Origin of the sequence: Variovorax sp. efr-133-TYG-130 (genome assembly GCF_030208835.1) — a bacterium.
In the GTDB taxonomy this organism is placed as follows: domain Bacteria; phylum Pseudomonadota; class Gammaproteobacteria; order Burkholderiales; family Burkholderiaceae_C; genus Variovorax.
Window position 1 is genome coordinate 470965 of sequence record NZ_JARVTD010000003.1, and the last position, 13634, is coordinate 484598.

Sequence of the window (13634 nt, forward strand, 5' to 3'; positions counted from 1 at the left end):
TCCTCCCGTGGATGTCTGTCTGTTCGACGCGAGATCAGTCCTGCACCCATGGCAGGCCGTGGAAGCGCCAGCCGTCGGAGCCGCCGCGGTGCTGCTGCGAGTCGATCTCGCCCTCGAAGCCTTCGAGCACGTTGAACACCCGCGTGAAGCCCGCCTTGGCCGCTGCTTCGGCCGCCAGCGCCGATCGCTTGCCGCTGCGGCACAGCAGCAGCACCACGGCGTCCTTGCCGCCGTCCTTTGCCAGCTTGGCTTCGAGTTCGCGCACGAATCGCGGATTGCGCGTGAGCGCCGTGCCCGTGGCCCAGGCGACGTGCAGGCTGTCGGGCACATGGCCGACGAACTTGCGCTCCTCGCCGGAGCGCACGTCGACCAGCACCGCCTGGCCACCGCGGACCAGTTCCCAGGCCACCGGCGGCGTCACGCCTCCGGCATATGGCCAATTGCTTTCGGCGGCCTTGGCGCGCGCCTGTTCAAGTGCCTCGGGCAAGGCGACGAGTTCTTCTTCAACTTCCACTGGCATGCGATGAGGCTCCTGTTGTGCGGTGCATTCGCCCTGATGGCGATAACCACCACTGTAGAAGCCAGGGGCCGAAGCTCAAACAACCGAAAAGTCGGTTCTTAACAACCAGCCGTTGTATAGGCTGGTGCGCACGATCACTGAACGATGCAGCGTCGAAAAACAAGTCATGGCCTTTCACGATCAGCCCGCGTCTTCTTCAGCAAGATTTCTGCCTCGCCAGGTGGGATCCGTCCTTCGGCCTCCATTCGCTTGAGCCTTCGCTCATCAGCGCGATTCAACGCGTCCTTGAGAAGAGCCATCTTGCGTTCTCCGCACGGACGGCATTCGTAGAAGCCCGGCGGGCTGGCAGTGGGGTTCATTTTTTTGTCGAACTCTCCCGTGCTGATTCGCCCGGTCGGCTCTATGCCCATGGCGAGGATTTTTCCGTTCTTGAACGTAACGAGCGCACTCCCCTTGCATCCGGTGGTTTCCACGCTCTCGGGGTCGTAGGACTTCCACGAAATCCTGCGCATATGTTGCAGGGCATAGCGAACATCCTCTTCCGTCAATACGACGTCGTCGCAATTCAAGAAATCCTTGTCCTCCCATGCAGTGCGCCGTGAGGGATCCGTGATCTCCACCTTCTGCACATAGGCAATGGGATACCGCCTGTCTGCAGCGTGTGCATGCGCTACGGCGGCAATGGCCAGTACCGCTCCGGCTAAGAGCATCTCGGTCTTTTTCATGGTGCTGAAGGGGGTAGATTCCAGTTGGCGCCTTTAGCCTCAGTTGGGTTCTTGCTGCTGACCACTGGATGACGAAAAACCTCACTTGAACTGATATGCATCGAATCCAAGATCGCATCGACCAGCCACGAGAGTGCTTGATTCTGTGCCGCCGTTGGCGCTTCGAAGACCGCGTATTCCCCTCGCAATCTTGCCATTGACCACGTTGCTTCTTCACCCGCCAGCTTAAGCCCGACCGGCAGCCTCGCCCTCCCAACCATCTCGATCCCGATAGCCTCCATATTGCTCGGATAACGGTCCGCGGGCGCCTTGAGCATCTCTATGCGATGCATCTCCGCCGGCCCTACCTTGGGAGGAAAGTCGGACATCTTGCAAGTAGGTATCACCAGGCACCTCGCCTTGAGCGGCCCCACATGATTCGTCCGTTGATAGATCGCAGCCGTCTGATAGATCGTCCCATCCTTGTCGATGAGAAAGTGCGCGCCGTTGGCACCCGGCTGCCTGTAGCTGTTCAATGAAGACGCCGAAGTATCGGCGTCCGTCTGGTGCACCACGATTCCGGTGATGGCTCCGGTTCTCTTTCCTCTCTCGATCCGGGTGCTGCGAGCGTGCCTGACTCGCGCGTGACTGATCATTCCATGCTCATCGATTTCCACACGCATGCGGTGACTCCCTGAAGATTTCCGTTTGTTTTTTCGACTCTTCGCGAGATGCAGCCGCAAGCCGGTTCAGGGCATGGACCGCGATCTCGCGGCGCATGCTATGGCGGCCCCTTCAAGGCTGATGCGTGGTTTTCAAAGATTCATCGGATTCCTGACATTCAGCACATTCGATTTCGACACGCCTGTAAATCGCCCAAAGCGATTGCAAACAATCACCCCAGAAACGAAAAAACCCGGCGCCATGACAGCGCCGGGTTGTCGCAGATGCCCGAGGGTCCGTCAGAGCTTCGCGATCGAAACCTCGGTCGACTTCACGAGCGCGACCACGTCGGAGCCCACCTTCAATTGCAGTTCGTCGACCGAGCGCGTGGTGATGACCGAAGTGACGATGCCCCAGGCGGTCTCGACATCGACCTCGGAGACGACATCGCCGCGGATGATTTCGCGGACCTTGCCTTTGAACTGGTTGCGTACGTTGATGGCTTGAATGGACATGATGGGTTCTCTTTCGGGTTGAGGAAATTCGTTGAGGAAAAGCACGAAAAAAAGATGAGACGAGGTGGCTGCCGTCAGACGATCTCGGCCACCTCTTCGAACGCCAGCCGAGGGCCGCGCTCGAAGGTGCCGGCGTGGTCGGCCACGCCGAGGTTCACCAGGAAGTTGGCCTTGTAGCGGCCATCGGGGAAGAAGGCCTTGTCGACCAGTTCCGCGTTGAAGCCCGACTGCGGCCCCGCGTCGAGGCCCAACGCGCGCGCCGCCAGGATCAGGTAGGCGCCCTGCAGGCTGCTGTTGCGGAAGGCCGTGGCTTGCGCGGCCTCGGCGCTCTTCTCGAAGAGCGGCTTGGCGTCGTAGGCCGGGAACTGCGCGGGCAGATGCTCGTAGAAGCGCGTGTCGTGCGCCACGATCACCGTCACGCCGGCAGCCAGCGTCTGCGCGGTGTTGCCAGCAGACACCGCCGGCTTCAGCTTCGCCTTGCCCTCTTCGCTGCGCACGAACACGTAGCGCGCCGGCTGGGCGTTGAAGGCGGTCGGGCCCCACTTCACGAGGTCGTAGAGCTTGTGGATCAGCTCGTCGGTCACCGGCACCGGCTTGAACGCGTGCACGGTGCGGGCCTTGCGGAACAGCTGGTCCAGCGCGGCTTCGGGGATGGATTGCAGTGCGGTCATTTCTTCAAAAAAGTCTTTCAGTTCGATGCGGCGGCAAGGGCCTGGTCGAGGTCGGCGATCAGGTCGTCGATGTGCTCGATGCCCACCGACAGGCGCACGGTGTCTTCCGTCACGCCGGCCCTGGCCAGCTCTTCGGGGGACAGTTGCCGGTGCGTGGTCGAGGCCGGGTGTGTGGCCAGCGAGCGCACGTCGCCGATGTTCACTAGGCGCGTGAAGAGCTTCAGCGCATCGAGGAACTTCGCGCCGCCCTCGCGGCCCGCGCCGATGCCGAATGTCAGCACGCCGCTGGAGCGGCCGCCGAAGTACTTCTTCGCCAACAGGTAGTCGGGGTGGTCTTCGAGCGCCGCGTAGTTCACCCAGTTCACGGCCTTGCTCTGCTTCAGGTGTTGCGCCACCACAAGTGCGTTGCTGCTGATCCGGTCCATGCGCAGCGCCAGCGTCTCGATGCCCTGCAGGATCAGGAAGGCGTTGAACGGCGAGATGGCCGCGCCCGTATTGCGCAGCGGCACCACGCGCGCACGGCCGATGTACGCCGCCGGGCCCAGCGCCTCGGTGTAGACCACGCCGTGGTAGCTCACGTCGGGCTCGTTCAGCCGCCTGAAGCGTTGCTTGTGCTCGGCCCAAGGGAACTTGCCCGAATCGACGATGGCACCGCCGATGCTGGTGCCGTGGCCGCCCAGGTACTTGGTGAGCGAATGCACCACGATGTCGGCGCCGTGCTCGATGGGGCGGCTCAGGTACGGCGACGGGACGGTGTTGTCGACGATGAGCGGCACGCCGTGGCGGTGCGCGATCTCGGCAATGGCCGCGATGTCGGTCACGTTGCCCGCCGGGTTGCCCAGCGATTCGACGAACACCGCCTTGGTCCTGTCGTCGAACAGCTTCTCGAAGCTGGACGGATCACGATGGTCCGCGAAGCGCGTGGTGATGCCGAACTGCGGCAGCGTGTGGGCGAACAGGTTGTAGGTGCCGCCATACAGCGCCGTGCTGCTGATGATGTTGTCGCCCGCCTCAGCGATGGTCTGGATCGCGTAGGTCACGGCCGCCTGGCCCGAGGCCAGGGCGAGCGCGGCAATGCCGCCTTCGAGCGCCGCCACGCGCTGCTCCAGCACGTCCTGCGTCGGGTTGTTGATGCGGGTGTAGATGTTGCCCGGCACCTTCAGGTCGAACAGGTCCGCGCCGTGCTGCGCGCTGTCGAAGGCATACGCCACCGTCTGGTAGATGGGAGGCGCGACCGCGCGCGTGGTCGGTTCGGGCGAATAGCCGGCGTGCACCGACAGGGTTTCGAATTTCCAGTTCTGCGACATGCGACTACCTTTCAGGATGGGCTGATGGATGAAGAAGCTCAGATCGCCCAGCGCAATGCGTGCGCCGGTGTCGTGAGCCAGCTGGCGTCGGTGCTCTCGGGCGCGGTGTCTTCCGGCTTCTGCAGCACCCTGTCGAGGATTCGTTTCTCGATTGCGGCGAAGGCCGGGTCGCCCTGCGAGCGCGGGCGGGCCAGCGCGATGTTCTCGTCGAGCGCGATGCGGCCGTCCTCGATGAGGATCACGCGGTCGGCCAGCGCCACGGCTTCCTGCACGTCGTGCGTCACCAGCAGCGCGGTAAAGCGGTGGCGCTGCCACAGGTTCTCGATGAGCCGGTGCATCTCGATGCGCGTCAATGCATCCAGCGCGCCCAGCGGCTCGTCAAGCAGCAGCAGGCGCGGGTGGTGCACCAGCGCGCGCGCCAGTGCCACGCGCTGCCGCTGGCCGCCCGACAGGCGCGCCGGCCATTCGTTCTCGCGGTCGGCCAGGCCGACCTGCGCGAGCACCTCCTTGCCGCGCGTCTTCGCATCGTTCGACAGGCCCAGCGTCACGTTGTCGAGCACGCGGCGCCACGGCAAGAGGCGCGCCTCCTGGAACATGATGCGGGTGTCGTCGTGCAGGCCGTGCACCTGCTTGCCGTCGGTGTAGAGCCCGCCGGAGGTCGGCTCCTCCAGTCCGGCGATGAGCCGCAGCAGCGTGCTCTTGCCGCAGCCGCTGCGTCCGACGATGGCGATGAACTGGCCGGGCTCGATGGCGAGCCGGGTGTTGCGCAGCACCTCGCGCGCGCCGTAGCGCTTGTGCAGGCCGCGCGCTTCCAGGCGCACGCCGCCGGGAATCGCCGGCGAGGGGGCCTGGGATTGGATGTCTTTCAGGACGGCACTCATGGGCTTCAGGCTCCGGGTTTGAACAGCGCCACATTCAGCGCATCGATTTTTCTGGGCAGCAGCTTCTCGGCGAAGAAGGCATCGGCGATGCGCTGCTGTTCTGTCAGGCCCTCGGCCACGACCGGCCGCACCGCATAGCTGCGGCGGGCGTTGGCCTGCTCGATGGTCGCGCCGTCCAGGCCCCAAACGGGCGACAGCAGCGCCGCCGCGTCCTTCGGGTTCTGCTTGACCCATTTGCCGGTCTTTTCCAGCTCGGCGTAGACCACGCGCAGCACGTCGGGCCGCGCCTTCGCGAACTTGGTGCTGGCAAGGTAGTAGCGCTGGTAAGACGCGATGCCCGCGCCGTCGGCCAGCACGCGCACCTTCGACTGGCGCTGCGCTGCGGCCAGGAACGGGTCCCACACCACCCATGCGTCGATCGCGCCTTTCTCGAACGCGGCACGGCCGTCGGCGGGCGTGAGGTAGGCGGGCTCGATGTCCCTGAACGACAGGCCGGCCTTGTCGAGCGCGGCGATCAGCAGGTAGTGCGCGCCGGCTGCCTTCGCGAAGCCGACCTTCCTGCCCTTGAGATCGGCCACGGTCCTGATCGGCGAGTCTTCGCGCACCACGATGGCCTGCGCGGCGGGCGACGGCGCCTCCTGCGCGATGAAAGTCAGCTCGGCGCCGGCCGCCTGTGCGAACACCGGCACGGTGTCGGCCACGTCGGCGCTGATGTCGAGGTTGTCGAGGTTCAGCGCCTCCAGCAGCGGCAGGCCGCTGGTGAACTCGTGCCAGCTCAGCGTGGCGTTGAGCGGTGCGAGTTGCTTTTCGAGCACGCCCTGTGCCTTCAGCACGGCGATCAGCGTGGAAGACTTCTGGTAGCCCAGCCGCACGGTCACGGGCCGCGCGGCCAAGCCCTGCGCGAGCACCGCGCCCGAGCCCAGCGCGGCCAGGGTCGCAATGGCCGTGCGGCGCGAGATGTCGGATGAATGCGTCGTCATGCCCCTGCCCTCACTTCGCCTTGCGCTGGTAGCCGGGATGCCAACGCAGCCACCATTGCTCCAGTCCGCGCGCGAACAGGTCGGCCAGCTTGCCGAGCAGCGCGTACAGCAGGATGCCCACCAGCACGATGTCGGTCTGCAGGAACTCGCGGGCGTTCATCGTGAGGTAGCCGATGCCGGCCTGCGCCGAGATGGTTTCGGCCACGATCAGGATCACCCACATCAGCCCCAGCGAGAAGCGCAGCCCCACGAGGATGGACGACAGCGCCCCCGGCAGGATCACCTCGCGGTACAGCTGCCAGCGCGACAGGCCGTAGGTGCGGCCCATCTCGATCAGCTGCGGATCGACGTTGCGGATGCCGTGAAAGGTGTTCAGGTAGATGGGGAAGAACACCGACACCGAGATCAAAAACAGCTTGGCCGATTCGTCGATGCCGAACCACAGGATCACCAGCGGAATCAACGCCAGCGCGGGAATGTTGCGCACCATCTGGATGGTCGAGTCGAGCAGCGTCTCGGCGAACTTCACCGAACCGGTGAGCAGGCCGAGCGCCAGCCCCGCCCCGCCACCGATGGCCAGCCCCGCCAGCGCACGCCCGGCACTGACCTTCACATGCGTCCACAGCTCGCCCGACACCGTGAGGTTCCACGCGGCCTTGACCACATCGACCGGTGCCGGCAGCACGCGCGTGCTGAGCCAGCCCAGCGACGACGCGATCTGCCAGAACACGATGAGCCCCACGGGCACGAGCCACGGCACCAGCCGCTTCGCGACATTGACCGCGAAGGACTTGAGCACGCTGCCTTCGCTTTCGGCCGGCGCGACGGCCGGCAGTTCCTGAACTTGTTCGGTCATGGCATGCGGTCCTTCAACTCTGGGAAACGAGGCGCGAGGGGGCGTCGAGGTTGGCGACGACCTCGCCGAACGGGCCGCTGAGCGAGCCGCCCGCCAACTGCGTCTTCGCCTTGCGCGAGAGCAGCGGGAACACCAGCTCGGCGAAGCGGTAGGCCTCCTCCAGGTGCGGGTAGCCCGAGAGAATGAACTTGTCGAGGCCGAGCGCCGCGTATTCCTCGATGCGCGCGGCGACGGTCTTCGCATCGCCCACCAGTGCGGTGCCTGCTCCGCCGCGCACCAGGCCCACGCCGGCCCACAGGTTCGGCGCGATCTCCAGGTCGGCGCGCGAGCGCTTCGCGCCGCCCGCATGCAGCGCGGCCATGCGGCGCTGGCCTTCGGAGTCCATGCGCGCAAAAGCGGCCTGTGCGCGGATCACGGTCTCGTCGTCCACGCGGCTGATCAGTTCCTCCGCGGCTTTCCAGGCGGCGTCTTCGGTCTCGCGCACGATCACGTGCAGGCGAATGCCGAACTCCACCTTGCGGCCCTTGCGCTCGGCGCGGGCGCGCACGTCGGCAATCTTCTTGGCGACTTCCGCGGGCGGCTCGCCCCAGGTGAGGTAGGCATCGACCTGCTCCGCCGCAAGCTCGTGCGCCGCGGCCGACGAACCGCCGAACCACACGGGCGGATACGGCTTCTGCACCGGCGGGTACAGCAGCTTGGCGCCCTTCACGCTCAGGTGTTGGCCTTCGTAGTCGAAGGACTGCCCGTCATGGCTGCGCGCGATGATCTCGCGCCAGATGCGGATGAATTCGGCCGACTGCTCGTAGCGCGCGGCATGGTCGAGATAGACGCCGTCGCCCTCCAGCTCGGCCTGGTCGCCGCCCGTCACCAGGTTCACCAGCAGGCGGCCGCCGGAGAGCCGGTCGAAGGTCGCGGCCATGCGCGCGGCCAGGCTGGGCTGGTGCAGGCCCGGGCGCACCGCCACCAGGAACTTGAGCTTCCTGGTCGCGCCGATCAGGCTCGACGCAATGACCCACGGGTCTTCGCACGAACGGCCCGTGGGAATGAGCACGCCCTCGTAGCCGAGGTTGTCGGCCGCGCCGGCAATCTGCTGCAGGTAGGCCAGGTCGATGGGGCGCGCGCCTTCGCTCGTGCCCAGGTAGCGGCTGTCGCCGTGCGTGGGGAGGAACCAGAAGATCTGCATCACGCGACTCCGGCGCCGGCTGCTTCGAGCACGTTGATCTTCTTGGGGATCAGCTTCAGCGCGAAGAAGGTGTCGGCGATCTGTTGCTGCTCGGCGAGGATGGCCTTGGTGATGGCTGCGGTGCCGTAGTCCACGCGGCCCACGGAAAGATCGGCCACCGGCTTCGGCAGGCCCCAGAGCGTGGCGAGCTCGCCCGCGTAGTCGCCCTTGTTGGCTGCACCCCAGACGTCGATCTTGTTGATCTCCTCGACCGCGATGGCCAGCACGTCGGCGTTCCTGGCCACGTAGTCGAGCGACGAGAAGTAGTACCCGCGGTTGCCCACCACGCCGGTGGCGTCAGCCAGGATGCGCGCGTCGAGCGATTTCTCGGCCGCGGCAAGGAACGGATCCCAGATGACCCAGGCGTCGACCGAGCCCTTCTCGAAGGCGGCGCGCGCATCGGCCGGCGGCAGGTAGACCAGGTTCAGGTCGGCATACGGCAGGCCGTGCTTCTCGAACAGCTTGACGATGAAGTAGTGGACGTTCGAGCCCTTGTTGAGCGCGATCTTCTTGCCCTTCAGGTCGGCCACGGTCTTGATGGCCGAGCCCTTGGGCACGAGCACCGCCTCGGCCTTCGGACGCGGCACGGTCGCAGCCACATAGGCCAGCGGCGCGCCGGCAGCCTGCGCGAAGATGGGGGGCGCCTCGCCCACGTCGCCGAAGTCGATCGAGCCGACGTTCAATGCTTCGAGCTGCACGGGGCCGGCGGTGAACTCGGTCCACTTCACGGTCACGCCCAGCGGCGCCAGACGCTTCTCGAGCGTTCCGCGGCCCTTGAGGACGCTCAGCGGCCCTTTCTGGTTGCCGATGCGGAGTTGGCGCGCAGGCGCCTGGGCCAGCGCGGCGAAAGACGGCAGCACGGCGGCGGCGGCAACGCCCTGGATGAGCCGGCGGCGGGGTGTGGAAATCAATGTCATGGCAATGCCTGGATGTGGTTGAGCCGCGTGCTCACGCGGCGGCGATGAAACTCACGATCAGCGCGATGGCGCTGACGACGATGACGCTGGCAGCCAGATCGCCCAGCGCGTGCCAGAGGGAGCGCGGCGAGGCGTCGAGCACGGAGTCTTCGGTGGCAACGGGGTTCATGCGTGGATTCCTTGGTGTTGCAAAACGTCGGGCAAAAGCTGTCCCGCGCCGCGCACAGGCGGTTCTCAAAAAGCGGGATCAGGGATGAGGTCGAAAGAGCCGGGCTCGCGCGGAGCCCCGGCCTCAGACGCTACATCGCACGCGCGAGAAGGGCACCGGCTCGAAGCCGTGGGTTGGCGGCAGCTTCAGGCCTTCGGTGGCCAGCACTTCGACGGCTTCGTTGAGCCGTTCGGCCAGGTCGTGGTGCACCTGGTAGGCGTTCTCGGGCGTCAGCGTGATCTGCGAATCGCTGGCGTACACGCCCGGCAGGATGTGGCGCGCCGACAGCGACTGCAGCACGGGCCGCAGGGCGTAGTCGAGCGCGAGCATGTGGTGCGGGCTGCCGCCGGTGGCCAGCGGAAGCACCGTCTTGCCCTTGAGGGCGTTCTGCGAAAGCAGATCGAGAAAGACCTTGAGCACGCCGCTGTAGGCGGCCTTGTAGACCGGCGTGGCCACCACGACCACGCGGGCCTCGGCAACCTTGGCGATCGCGTCGACGATGGCCGGATGGTTCCACTCGGCCAGCAGCAGCGCCTGCGCCGGCAGGTCGCGAATGGCGAGCCGCTCGATGCGGGCATGGCGCTGGGCCAGCCGCTCACCCACCGCTTCGAGCAAGGCGGTGGAACGGGACGGGGCCGAAGGGCTGCCGGCAATCAGGAGAACGGACACAAGAGACTTTCGTTCGGTAAAGAGGAGCGAGGAGCGCGAATGCCTGGGGGCCGCCGCGCACGGCCGCCCGAAGCGGCCGGCCCGCCCCCGGCAGGGGGGTGGGCGAAGCGACACGAAGTGCGCGCAGCCTGGGGGGTTACTTCTGTTTTGGTGCGTAGATCTGGTCGAAGGAGCCGCCATCCGCGAAGTGCTCCTTGTCCGCCTTCGCCCAACCGCCGAAGGCCTGGTCGATGGTCACCAGCGTGAGCTTGGGGAACTGCTTGTCGTACTTGGCCTTGGCCTTGTCCGATGTCGGGCGGTAGAAGTTGCGCCCGGCAATGTCCTGGCCTTCGTCCGAGTACAGGTACTTCAGGTATTCCTCGGCCACGGCACGCGTGCCCTTCTTGTCGACGACCTTGTCGACCACCGCCACGCTGGGCTCGGCCAGGATGGAGATCGAAGGCACCACGATCTCGAACTTCTCCGGGCCGAATTCCTTCAGCGCCAGGAAGGCTTCGTTCTCCCAGGCCAGCAGCACGTCGCCCACGCCGCGCTGCACGAAGGTGATGGTCGCGCCGCGCGCGCCGGTGTCGAGCACCGGCACGTTCTTGAACAGGTTGCCGATGTATTCCTTGGCCTTGGCGTCGCCGCCGTACTTGCGCTTGGCGAATTCCCACGCGGCCAGGTAGTTCCAGCGGGCGCCGCCTGAGGTCTTGGGGTTGGGGGTGATCACCTGCACGCCGGGCTTGACCAGGTCGTCCCAGTCCTTCAGGCCCTTGGGGTTGCCCTTCTTCACCAGGAACACGATGGTCGAGGTGTACGGCGCCGAGTTATGCGGCAGGCGCTTCTGCCAGTCTGGCTTGACGAGGCCGCCGTGCGTGACGAGCGCGTCGATGTCGCCGCCCAGGGCCAGCGTGGCCACGTCGGCGTCGATGCCGTCGATGATCGAGCGGGCCTGCTTGCCCGAGCCGCCGTGCGACTGCTTGACCGTGACGTCCTGGCCGGTCTTGGCCTTCCAGTACTTGGCGAAGGCCTGGTTGTAGTCCACGTACAGCTCGCGGGTCGGGTCATAGGACACGTTCAGCAGCGTCACGGGACCCGCGCCGCCTTGGGCGAACGTCGGCAATGCCGACAGGGCCATGGCACCGGCCACGCCGGCACCCAGGGAAAGCTTGATAAAGTCGCGGCGAAGGCTCATGGTGTCTTGCTCTAAAAAGGCATATCAATGAAGCTGCGTATTCTCAATACGACATATAGAAACTGGAACGACCAAGTTTTCAGTTCTAAATAGCTAAATCAACTAAGCAACCGCTTTCCCCACCAGAGGCAACAGAAATGGCACGCATGGTTCAGTGCATCAAGCTCGGCAAAGAGGCCGAAGGGCTCGACTTCCCGCCCTATCCCGGAGAACTGGGCAAGCGCCTGTGGGAGAACGTCAGCAAGGAGGCCTGGGCCGCCTGGCTGAAGCAGCAGACGATGCTGGTCAATGAAAACCGGCTGAACCTGGCCGACCTGCGCGCCCGCCAGTACCTGGCGCGCCAGATGGAAAAGCACTTCTTCGGCGAAGGCGCCGACGTGGCGCAAGGCTACGTACCGCCATCGGCCTGACCTCCAGTCTTCGCGCACTTCGCCGGCGGCCCGGCAAAGCCGGTTCCGCGGTGCCCCTGGTGAAGAGGCCCTCTGGATCGTTCCGTCATGGCTGAACCAGTGACCTGGCGCGCCGACGGCGTGCCGCGCAGCGAACGCTTCGACGACATCTACCACACCGAAACCGGCGCACTGGCGCAATCGCGCCATGTGTTCCTGGGCGGCTGCGGCCTGCCCGAGGCCTGGGCCGGACAGCCGCAATGGCTGGTTCTCGAAACCGGCTTCGGGCTTGGCCTCAATTTCCTGACAACCTGGCAGGCGTGGCGCGCGGATCCCGAGCGGCCGCGCATGCTGCACTTCGTTTCTATCGAGGCGCATCCGGTCTCGTCCGGCGACCTGCTGCGCGCGGCCGGGGCCTACCCCGAGCTCGCTGCGCTGGCCGGCGAACTGGCCGCGCAGTGGCACGGGCTGCTGCCGGGCTTCCACCGCCTGGCCTTCGACGATGGCCGGGTGCTGCTCACGCTGTGCATCGGCGACGTGCAGCCGATGCTGCGCGCGCAGCGCTTCGACGCCGACAGCATCTTTCTTGACGGCTTCAGCCCGCAGCAGAACCCCGGCATGTGGTCGGCGGACACGCTGAAGGCCGTGTCGCGCTTCGCACGGCAAGGCACCCGCATCGCCACCTGGACCATCGCGCGGGCGATCCGCGATGCGCTGGCCCAATACGGCTTCACGGTCGAGAAACACCAGGGCCTGCCACCCAAGCGCGACTGCCTGCGCGGCGTGTTCGCACCCGCCTGGACGGTGCGCCGGCGCGAACCCGTGCCCGAGCGCATCGGGGCACCGGGGCGCTGCGCCGTCATCGGCGCCGGCCTGGCCGGTGCGGCGGTGGCGGCGAGCCTGGCGCGGCGCGGCTGGCGGGTCACCGTGCTCGACGCGGCCGACTGGCCAGCCTCCGGTGCGTCGGGGCTGCCCGTGGGCATGCTCGCGCCGCATGTGTCGCCGGACGACGCGCTGCTGTCGCGGCTCACGCGCGCCGGCATCCGCGCCACCTGGACGGAACTCGAGAGGCTGCTGGAAGAAGGCCGCGACTGGCGCGCCAGCGGCGTGCTCGAGCGCCGGCCTGACGGCGACGTGCGCGTGCCTGCAGGCTGGAGCGCCAGCGGCCCCAACGAGTCCTGGCCCGCGAACGACGGGCAACTGGAAACTGTCGGCCTGCCCGGCGACGCCGCCGCGCTCTGGCATGGGCGCGCGGCGTGGGTGCGGCCGCACCGGCTGATCGCAGCCTGGCTGCGCCAGCCGGGCGTCGAGTTCCGCGGCGGTTGCCGCGTGGCGCGGCTGGAGCGGGAGGCTGGCGGCGACTGGCAGTTGCATGACCCGGCCGGCCAACTGCTGGCCGAGGCGGACCGCGTGGTCGTCTGCGCCGGCCATGAATCAGGCCGCTTCGCACCCGCCCTTCCGCTGCAGCCGGTGCGCGGCCAGGTCGCCTGGGGGCCCATGCCCGATGGCGCCGCGTTGCCCGCAACCCCGATCAACGGCGACGGCCACCTGATCGCCCATGTACCCAACGGCGCCGGCGCCCCGATCTGGCTGGCCGGTGCGACCTTCGATCGCGACAGCACCGACCTCGCACCGACGGCAGCCGACGCCGATGCGAACCGCGAACGGCTGAGCCGGTTGCATCCCGCTTCCGCCGCAGCGCTGGCGCCTTCTTTCGCACGGGGCGATGTCGAAAGCTGGGTGGGCATCCGCTGCGCCTCGGGCGACCGGCGCCCGCTGGTCGGTCCGCTCGAAGGCTCCGCCACGGGCCTCTGGGCGTGCACCGCGCTGGGCTCGCGCGGCCTGAGCTTCGCGGCGCTGTGCGCCGAGCTTCTGGCCGCGCAGTGGCATGCCGAGCCGCTGCCGTTGCCAGCCACGCTGGCCAAGGCGCTAGGCACCCAGCGCCTCTGAGGCGC

The 13634-nt window shown here is 66.7% G+C and carries 16 protein-coding genes; 2 read left to right on the forward strand and 14 right to left on the reverse strand.

The genetic code is table 11. The features are described 5' to 3' along the window. Window positions 1-34: 34 nt before the first annotated feature. The 14 genes from QRN67_RS04220 to QRN67_RS04285 all read right to left on the reverse strand — a co-directional run bounded on the left by QRN67_RS04220 (window position 35) and on the right by QRN67_RS04285 (window position 11290). Window positions 35-520 carry a rhodanese-like domain-containing protein gene (locus tag QRN67_RS04220; RefSeq protein ID WP_285410674.1) on the reverse strand — a complete coding sequence of 162 codons (486 nt, stop codon included), beginning with the start codon at window positions 518-520 and terminating at the stop codon, window positions 35-37. A 164-nt stretch (window positions 521-684) separates the two neighbouring features. Beyond that, window positions 685-1245 (reverse strand): hypothetical protein, encoded by a 561-nt coding sequence (locus QRN67_RS04225; RefSeq protein WP_285410676.1) that lies wholly within the window; start codon window positions 1243-1245, stop codon window positions 685-687. Next, complete coding sequence (locus QRN67_RS04230; RefSeq protein WP_285410677.1) at window positions 1242-1907, reverse strand: peptidoglycan recognition protein family protein; 666 nt, start codon at window positions 1905-1907, stop codon at window positions 1242-1244. Before QRN67_RS04230 ends, QRN67_RS04225 begins: the two co-directional genes overlap by 4 nt. 279 nt (window positions 1908-2186) lie before the next feature. Then, window positions 2187-2402, reverse strand: a complete 216-nt coding sequence (locus tag QRN67_RS04235) for a TOBE domain-containing protein (RefSeq protein ID WP_007829250.1) — start codon at window positions 2400-2402, stop codon at window positions 2187-2189. A gap of 74 nt (window positions 2403-2476) precedes the next feature. After that, window positions 2477-3073 carry a malonic semialdehyde reductase gene (locus tag QRN67_RS04240; protein WP_081269384.1) on the reverse strand — a complete coding sequence of 199 codons (597 nt, stop codon included), beginning with the start codon at window positions 3071-3073 and terminating at the stop codon, window positions 2477-2479. A gap of 17 nt (window positions 3074-3090) precedes the next feature. Continuing rightward, window positions 3091-4380, reverse strand: a complete 1290-nt coding sequence (locus tag QRN67_RS04245) for an O-acetylhomoserine aminocarboxypropyltransferase/cysteine synthase family protein (protein ID WP_285410692.1) — start codon at window positions 4378-4380, stop codon at window positions 3091-3093. 38 nt (window positions 4381-4418) lie between these two features. Next, entirely contained in the window at window positions 4419-5261 is an 843-nt protein-coding gene (locus QRN67_RS04250; RefSeq protein ID WP_285410693.1) for an ATP-binding cassette domain-containing protein, read from the reverse strand. A gap of 5 nt (window positions 5262-5266) precedes the next feature. Continuing rightward, window positions 5267-6241 (reverse strand): aliphatic sulfonate ABC transporter substrate-binding protein, encoded by a 975-nt coding sequence (locus tag QRN67_RS04255; protein WP_081269381.1) that lies wholly within the window; start codon window positions 6239-6241, stop codon window positions 5267-5269. Window positions 6242-6251: 10 nt separating this feature from the next. Beyond that, a complete protein-coding gene (gene ssuC, locus QRN67_RS04260; RefSeq protein WP_106934378.1) occupies window positions 6252-7097 on the reverse strand; it encodes an aliphatic sulfonate ABC transporter permease SsuC in 846 nt (281 codons plus the stop codon). Between the two features lie 13 nt (window positions 7098-7110). Beyond that, window positions 7111-8280 (reverse strand): FMNH2-dependent alkanesulfonate monooxygenase, encoded by a 1170-nt coding sequence (gene ssuD, locus QRN67_RS04265; protein WP_285410695.1) that lies wholly within the window; start codon window positions 8278-8280, stop codon window positions 7111-7113. Then, window positions 8280-9236, reverse strand: coding sequence for a sulfonate ABC transporter substrate-binding protein (locus QRN67_RS04270; RefSeq protein WP_285410696.1), 957 nt, complete (start codon window positions 9234-9236; stop codon window positions 8280-8282). Before QRN67_RS04270 ends, ssuD begins: the two co-directional genes overlap by 1 nt. Window positions 9237-9267: 31 nt before the next feature. After that, window positions 9268-9405, reverse strand: coding sequence for a hypothetical protein (locus tag QRN67_RS04275; protein ID WP_172839890.1), 138 nt, complete (start codon window positions 9403-9405; stop codon window positions 9268-9270). A 123-nt stretch (window positions 9406-9528) separates the two neighbouring features. After that, a complete protein-coding gene (ssuE, locus tag QRN67_RS04280; RefSeq protein ID WP_081269377.1) occupies window positions 9529-10113 on the reverse strand; it encodes an NADPH-dependent FMN reductase in 585 nt (194 codons plus the stop codon). 136 nt (window positions 10114-10249) lie between these two features. Further along, window positions 10250-11290 carry a sulfate ABC transporter substrate-binding protein gene (locus QRN67_RS04285; RefSeq protein WP_081269376.1) on the reverse strand — a complete coding sequence of 347 codons (1041 nt, stop codon included), beginning with the start codon at window positions 11288-11290 and terminating at the stop codon, window positions 10250-10252. A 137-nt stretch (window positions 11291-11427) separates the two neighbouring features. Here QRN67_RS04285 and QRN67_RS04290 point away from each other — a divergent pair, with 137 nt between their 5' ends. Then, complete coding sequence (locus QRN67_RS04290) at window positions 11428-11700, forward strand: oxidative damage protection protein (RefSeq protein ID WP_081269375.1); 273 nt, start codon at window positions 11428-11430, stop codon at window positions 11698-11700. Between the two features lie 87 nt (window positions 11701-11787). Beyond that, the gene (gene mnmC / locus QRN67_RS04295) at window positions 11788-13629 is read left to right on the forward strand and encodes a bifunctional tRNA (5-methylaminomethyl-2-thiouridine)(34)-methyltransferase MnmC2/FAD-dependent 5-carboxymethylaminomethyl-2-thiouridine(34) oxidoreductase MnmC1 (RefSeq protein ID WP_285410699.1); all 1842 of its coding nucleotides are present in this window, start codon (window positions 11788-11790) and stop codon (window positions 13627-13629) included. The last annotated feature ends 5 nt before the right edge of the window (window positions 13630-13634 follow it).

What these genes read in the sequence shown, in the direction of transcription:
- QRN67_RS04220 (WP_285410674.1), bottom strand. Translation starts at nt 520, where the DNA reads ATGCCAGTGGAAGTTGAAGAAGAACTCGTCGCCTTGCCCGAGGCACTT.
- QRN67_RS04225 (WP_285410676.1), bottom strand. Translation starts at nt 1,245, where the DNA reads ATGAAAAAGACCGAGATGCTCTTAGCCGGAGCGGTACTGGCCATTGCC.
- QRN67_RS04230 (WP_285410677.1), bottom strand. Translation starts at nt 1,907, where the DNA reads ATGCGTGTGGAAATCGATGAGCATGGAATGATCAGTCACGCGCGAGTC.
- QRN67_RS04235 (WP_007829250.1), bottom strand. Translation starts at nt 2,402, where the DNA reads ATGTCCATTCAAGCCATCAACGTACGCAACCAGTTCAAAGGCAAGGTC.
- QRN67_RS04240 (WP_081269384.1), bottom strand. Translation starts at nt 3,073, where the DNA reads ATGACCGCACTGCAATCCATCCCCGAAGCCGCGCTGGACCAGCTGTTC.
- QRN67_RS04245 (WP_285410692.1), bottom strand. Translation starts at nt 4,380, where the DNA reads ATGTCGCAGAACTGGAAATTCGAAACCCTGTCGGTGCACGCCGGCTAT.
- QRN67_RS04250 (WP_285410693.1), bottom strand. Translation starts at nt 5,261, where the DNA reads ATGAGTGCCGTCCTGAAAGACATCCAATCCCAGGCCCCCTCGCCGGCG.
- QRN67_RS04255 (WP_081269381.1), bottom strand. Translation starts at nt 6,241, where the DNA reads ATGACGACGCATTCATCCGACATCTCGCGCCGCACGGCCATTGCGACC.
- ssuC (WP_106934378.1), bottom strand. Translation starts at nt 7,097, where the DNA reads ATGACCGAACAAGTTCAGGAACTGCCGGCCGTCGCGCCGGCCGAAAGC.
- ssuD (WP_285410695.1), bottom strand. Translation starts at nt 8,280, where the DNA reads ATGCAGATCTTCTGGTTCCTCCCCACGCACGGCGACAGCCGCTACCTG.
- QRN67_RS04270 (WP_285410696.1), bottom strand. Translation starts at nt 9,236, where the DNA reads ATGACATTGATTTCCACACCCCGCCGCCGGCTCATCCAGGGCGTTGCC.
- QRN67_RS04275 (WP_172839890.1), bottom strand. Translation starts at nt 9,405, where the DNA reads ATGAACCCCGTTGCCACCGAAGACTCCGTGCTCGACGCCTCGCCGCGC.
- QRN67_RS04285 (WP_081269376.1), bottom strand. Translation starts at nt 11,290, where the DNA reads ATGAGCCTTCGCCGCGACTTTATCAAGCTTTCCCTGGGTGCCGGCGTG.
- QRN67_RS04290 (WP_081269375.1), top strand. Translation starts at nt 11,428, where the DNA reads ATGGCACGCATGGTTCAGTGCATCAAGCTCGGCAAAGAGGCCGAAGGG.
- mnmC (WP_285410699.1), top strand. Translation starts at nt 11,788, where the DNA reads ATGGCTGAACCAGTGACCTGGCGCGCCGACGGCGTGCCGCGCAGCGAA.